This window comes from Mesorhizobium sp. M1A.F.Ca.IN.020.06.1.1 (assembly GCF_004023265.1).
In the GTDB taxonomy this organism is placed as follows: domain Bacteria; phylum Pseudomonadota; class Alphaproteobacteria; order Rhizobiales; family Rhizobiaceae; genus Mesorhizobium.
Window position 1 is genome coordinate 1 of record NZ_RZSR01000443.1, and the last position, 4,804, is coordinate 4,804.

Annotated in this window: 9 protein-coding genes; 8 read left to right on the forward strand and 1 reads right to left on the reverse strand. The window is 58.8% G+C overall.

Annotated features, from left to right (window positions below; translation table 11 throughout):
• The 8 genes from EOA60_RS19215 to EOA60_RS39740 form a co-directional block, all read left to right on the forward strand.
• On the forward strand, positions 1-504 hold a 504-nt coding region (locus tag EOA60_RS19215), incomplete at its 5' end, for a hypothetical protein (RefSeq protein ID WP_206628165.1).
• 4 nt (positions 505-508) lie between these two features.
• Entirely contained in the window at positions 509-697 is a 189-nt protein-coding gene (locus EOA60_RS19220) for a hypothetical protein (RefSeq protein WP_127215458.1), read from the forward strand.
• Positions 694-1,002, forward strand: a complete 309-nt coding sequence (locus EOA60_RS19225) for a hypothetical protein (RefSeq protein ID WP_127241878.1) — start codon at positions 694-696, stop codon at positions 1,000-1,002. Before EOA60_RS19220 ends, EOA60_RS19225 begins: the two co-directional genes overlap by 4 nt.
• Positions 1,003-1,429: 427 nt before the next feature.
• A complete protein-coding gene (locus EOA60_RS19230) occupies positions 1,430-2,176 on the forward strand; it encodes a hypothetical protein (protein ID WP_127241877.1) in 747 nt (248 codons plus the stop codon).
• Positions 2,173-2,772, forward strand: coding sequence for a hypothetical protein (locus EOA60_RS19235; protein ID WP_127241876.1), 600 nt, complete (start codon positions 2,173-2,175; stop codon positions 2,770-2,772). The genes EOA60_RS19230 and EOA60_RS19235 overlap by 4 nt, the downstream gene beginning before the upstream one ends.
• Positions 2,735-3,403 (forward strand): hypothetical protein, encoded by a 669-nt coding sequence (locus EOA60_RS19240; protein ID WP_127241875.1) that lies wholly within the window; start codon positions 2,735-2,737, stop codon positions 3,401-3,403. Before EOA60_RS19235 ends, EOA60_RS19240 begins: the two co-directional genes overlap by 38 nt.
• Before the next feature lie 106 nt (positions 3,404-3,509).
• Positions 3,510-3,893 carry a hypothetical protein gene (locus EOA60_RS39735; RefSeq protein WP_281010227.1) on the forward strand — a complete coding sequence of 128 codons (384 nt, stop codon included), beginning with the start codon at positions 3,510-3,512 and terminating at the stop codon, positions 3,891-3,893.
• Positions 3,894-3,940: 47 nt separating this feature from the next.
• Complete coding sequence (locus EOA60_RS39740; protein WP_292085587.1) at positions 3,941-4,408, forward strand: hypothetical protein; 468 nt, start codon at positions 3,941-3,943, stop codon at positions 4,406-4,408.
• 58 nt (positions 4,409-4,466) lie between these two features.
• Here the strand turns inward: EOA60_RS39740 and EOA60_RS19250 are convergent, their stop codons facing one another.
• On the reverse strand, positions 4,467-4,679 hold the full coding sequence (locus tag EOA60_RS19250; protein ID WP_127241874.1) for a hypothetical protein: 213 nt from the start codon (positions 4,677-4,679) through the stop codon (positions 4,467-4,469).
• Between the last annotated feature and the right edge of the window lie 125 nt (positions 4,680-4,804).

Here is a 4,804-nt window from a genome sequence, read left to right on the forward strand (position 1 = left end):
GTGCATGATTGGCGCAAGCCGATGATGCTCGCTTTCATCGCGCCGGTGCTGGCCGTCCTCGGCCCGGTCTGGAATTTTTGCACCAGCCGCTTCGGCCTGCCGCTGGTCGTCGCTGCCGGCATCATCCTCTTTTACGAGGGCCTGCCGCTCGGCCCGCTGCGCGACATTCCCTATGTCGGTCCGAAGCTGACCGGCCTCGTCGGCGGTCGCGTGGATCGAGCATATGCCGCGGGCCAACAGGCCGAGGACGCGATTTGGGAGGAGAAGATCAAGCTCGCCGCCATCGCCCAAGCGGCCGACACCAAGACGCGGCAGCAGGACATCGACGCCGCGGCACAGGCCTACATCGACAAGCAGCATAGCGACGCCGGCCGCATAGCCGAGCTGGTGCGCGGGCAGAAGGACCAAGACAATGCACCGCCCGTTTCGACCAATCCTTCTGGCTGCAAGCCTGATGGCATCTCTGCTGGGGTGTCAGAGCGCCTCGACGCCATCGGTCGATAGCCTGGTGCCGAAGCCGACGGCACACGTCGACCCAAGCGTGATGCAGGATTGCCTCGGCGTCGTCGACATCCCCCATCGTTTCGTCTCGACGGAGGAGGAGACACGGCTGCACGCGGAAGATCGCCGCCGGCTTGGCGATTGCGTTCGCCTCAACCACGCCAAGGGCGATACCATCCAGGCGCTCGTGAAATGAGCGGAGGGTTCCCCCAGCGTCTTCGCGAACTCGACCCGGAAACGATCCTCTGGCTCGATCGCCTCGACAGCAAGCAGCGCGAGGCCCTTATCTGGGCCGGCCGGCTGGATCCTCTGCGGCGCGAAAGGCTCGATAAATTCCTCGATCTGGATGAGGACCATTTCGAAGCTGGGTTCGCCGTTGTTCAACTCTGGACGCGCTTGCGCTGGCTGGGCTCCACATCGATGTGGATCATTCTCACGGTTGCGGGGTTGTTACTGGCATTGACGCAGATAGTCGACCAGCTGAAAGGACCGAAGCCGTGAGGCTGCCGCGCACCGCTTCCGAAGTTCTGACCGGTCTGATTTTCCTATTGGCCGGAGCTCTCGGGGTGCTGCTCTACCTTCAGATAGCACAGGCGCTTCCCTTGTAATCGCCTGCCATCATTTCCAGTCTGCCCACCGGCTTCGGCCGGTGGGGCTCTTTTTTGTTACCCGATCCCTTAGGCGGCGCCGGCCGATAAAATTGTAGCGGCTCGTTAAGACGTCAGTAGGCGGCATGGACCACGTCACCGCGTTGTCTGAGACGGGTGAACAAGTCCCGGTTCACTTCCTCGCCACTTGGCCCGCTGCCTCGGCAGCGGGCTTTTCTAAAAACGTCGACTTGCGGCCTAAAACCTCATGATTTGCTAATGCCGACTTGATGTAATAGGACAAACTCGCCTAGGGAAACGGCGACGGTGTGGGGGATTCTTTGTCGACCTTTAACGAAATCCATGCGTTGCAGTTCGCTTGGTTTACGCCGGAGGAAGCGGCTACAAAAGAAATTGAGGCCACTTTCCGAAACACCTTTGGGCTCATGCCCGATCAGGTGCAGAGACAGCGGCCCCCAGCTTCGCCAGTGCCAATCACCGTTGCGTCAGCAACCGAGGGAACAACTCAGTTTAGAGTTCAAGCCGTCCCCGGTCGGGTCGACTTGTTCATTGAACCGACTTCGAACGACCCCACCCATTTCCCGGCCTTTACCGATTTCGCAGTGATTTTAGAAGGCCTCACCCGAGCAAAAACATTCTGCCAGTTCACGGGCTCCGGCACCTACCGACAGTCTTTCATCGTGAAGCTAGCGAAGCGGGTTCCCGACCCTGCTGGCTTTGGGGACGAATTTGCGAGGATCCTCGGCGTCAACAACAATCTGCGTGGCGCCGCTGATCTCTCATTCCAACTGAACAAGACAGTTCATCTAGGGCAGTACGATATCAATCGCGTTCTTCGATGGACGGCGGAAACTGCTCAGTACCAGCAATTCTCCTTCAATGCGGCGGCTCCACTCACTCCCGGCCCGATTGGCTTGGCGTACTTTGTTACCTATCTTATAGATATCAATACGGTCCCCAATCTCGGCAAGTCGTTTGATGCTGGAGGTCAGATTGCGGTGCTTGAGAAGTTGGGTAGCGTTGTGCAGCGATGCGTTGGATTTGAGAGTCTGGGAGACGTCAAATGAGCGGACTGACGCCGTTTTTCCAGGGTGAAACTTATCCCCTGGATGTTCCAAGCAGTCATCGCATTATGACGGCGAGCTCTGCTCTGGTGCTCGGAGTGGCCGTAGGGATCCTGACTGCCGGCGCAATCACTGCTGCCGAAGCTTCGACGCCGTATGACGCTGCTCCTCGGATCGTTCGCTATTCGTCGGCGACCTCTACTGACGGCTATCTAACAGACCTCCTCCGCCGCGCAGCATTCGTCAACGTGTACGACGCGATCGAGACTATGGCCGCGCTTCCCGTCGATGAGGACTATCATATCAATGCAGCTACTGCTGAAGAGGCTCATTTTACGCTTTCCCTCTTGTATATAATGGGGATAGGCGTCCCGAAGGTCTTTTCACACGATTCAGAATCGGTGACCTTTAGCTGGGCGCGCGGCTCTGATCGGCAATATATTACAGTCTCGGAAGGGGTCGCCTCGCTGCTCCGGACAAGCTCAACAACGAGCGAAATCCTTGACCATTCGTCTTTGCACGAACCGTCGATTGTGGGGCTTCTGAAAGTGGCGGGGCAGTATGGCGGATTCGGAACCGACTTTGTTAGGCAGCAGTGAAGTCGTCGCGAGATGTGCCATATTTCCCCAGTTCTCCAAGGAAGGCGAACCGGGATCTTTTGCCTTCGAAAAGCTGTTCTATTTTAGAGAGCCCAAAGCAAAGACCACGCCCAAGACCTGGCTTCTTTCGGTTGGTTGGCGCGCCAAACTCCCGACGGAGGGCGACGTACACGCGTACGGATGCCGAACAGCAGCGAATAGCAACCAGCGAAGGGCAGAGGAGGCACAGAAAAAAGGTCAGGCGATCGTCCCGTTAGAAGACACGGTTCACTACGTGGGATATTACGAATTCCCCGTGTCAGCGGCGGCCGGCGCGGCCAATGACGTATATGAGGTCTATGCTGAGAACTCCCCGGAAATGGGCGAAGATGCCCATTGTCACGTTGTCTTTAGGGAGAAAACAGATCTTCCGAAAGACCCGCCGAAGAGCGCGCGTCGGACGAAAATTGTTGATGCTATATGGCGCCGTTCCTCCGGTCCAAGAAAGCACATCTGTGCCGCCGACGAGGCTCATAGGGCCTTTCTAGAGGCAATCCCCTTGGAAGAGCCGCCGAATGCGGAGAACCCGACCGGGGTGGATGCGCCAGTGACTGCGAACGATGAGCAAACGGCGCACCGTCAGAAAGCCTAGTCGGATCGACCCAGCGCGCTCTGATCGGTGTCTTCATTCAATTTCGCTAAAATGCTCCGGAACCGGATGGCCGTGCACGGCTTGAATCGCGGTTGGGGTAATGTGCATGCGTAACGCAGGTGACCGGCTGAAGTTCATCAAGCCGCTTGAGCCTATCCAGGTCGAGACGCCTCCGGTCAGCGACGACTGGCTGCATGAGATCAAGTACGATGGCTTCCGCACCCAGCTCGTCCGCGATTGGGCAGGTGTGAGGGCATTCTCACGAAACGGACATGACTGGTCCCAGCGCTACTGGCCGATCGTCACCGCGGCAGAAAAGCTGCCAGCGGAGTCTTTCATCATCGACGGCGAGATGATCGCGCCGGAGCCCGACGGGCGGCCGAACTTCCATGAGATGCATTCGCGCATGACCTGGAACGCCGAGCTGCTCGCCTTCGTCGCCTTCGACCTTCTTTATCTCAACGATGAGCACTTCGTGCTCTGCCGCTGATCGAGCGCAAGGCAAGGCTCTGGGATCTGATCAAGCCGGCCAAGGGCATCATCCAGTATTCCGACCATGTCGAGGGCAACGGCGCTGCCTTCTTTGCAGCCGTTGAGAAGATGGGTCTCGAGGGCATGGTGTCGAAACGGCGCACCAGCAGCTATCGCAGTGGCAAGCAGGATTTCTGGGTAAAGACGAAATGCTGGGAGGTCGGCGACTTCGAACTGCTGGGCATTAAGCGAGAGCCCGGGAAGCCCGCTGCGGCGATCATGGCGCGGGGTGGCCGCTATGCCGGCACAGCAGCCGTGACGCTGCCCAGCGGCCTCAGGGAACGGCTGTGGCAGCGTGTCCAAGAGGCCAGGGCGTCGAAGCCAGCGCAGAGGGTGCCCAGCGCCTTCGCCGATGATGTCGAGTGGGTGAAGCCAGGCATCACCGGCCGGGTAAAGTTCCTTCGCGGCGAACACACGCTCCGCCATGCGACACTGGAGGACTTCGAGAGAAGAAGCGACACAGCCGATTGCTAACGGCGCCGGTACCGTCGCTGCCCAGATTGCCCCCGATTTCGAGGCCCGTCGAGCCGACCTAACCTGGGCTTCCTTGTTTTTCTGTCACATCGAGCAATGCGGCGAGGACTTCGGCCGGAGCTTCAACGCCTACGAAGCTGCGAACAAGGTCACCCGCGCGCGTTTCCCATTGTTCTCGCGGAAGACAGTCCTCCACGACCGAACGCCGGAAGGCTTCTCGGATAACGTCGAATTCAAAAGCGGAAATGAAATTTGCAGAGCGCTTGCTCATTGCTTCCTCCCTGCAGAGTTGGGCGAAAGCACCTGAGTTGACTTCCAAGCGCCCGTTTGCCGTCAGAGGTACGGGCGACGACCGTACCTTACACCCGCACGGGACGGCGTCGCTCTCATTTGTTG

Bases quoted from the DNA above. Each gene is read 5' to 3' on its own strand.
- EOA60_RS19225 (WP_127241878.1), top strand. From the start codon at position 694: ATGAGCGGAGGGTTCCCCCAGCGTCTTCGCGAACTCGACCCGGAAACG.
- EOA60_RS19235 (WP_127241876.1), top strand. From the start codon at position 2,173: ATGAGCGGACTGACGCCGTTTTTCCAGGGTGAAACTTATCCCCTGGAT.
- EOA60_RS19250 (WP_127241874.1), bottom strand. From the start codon at position 4,679: ATGAGCAAGCGCTCTGCAAATTTCATTTCCGCTTTTGAATTCGACGTT.
- EOA60_RS39735 (WP_281010227.1), top strand. From the start codon at position 3,510: ATGCGTAACGCAGGTGACCGGCTGAAGTTCATCAAGCCGCTTGAGCCT.
- EOA60_RS19240 (WP_127241875.1), top strand. From the start codon at position 2,735: ATGGCGGATTCGGAACCGACTTTGTTAGGCAGCAGTGAAGTCGTCGCG.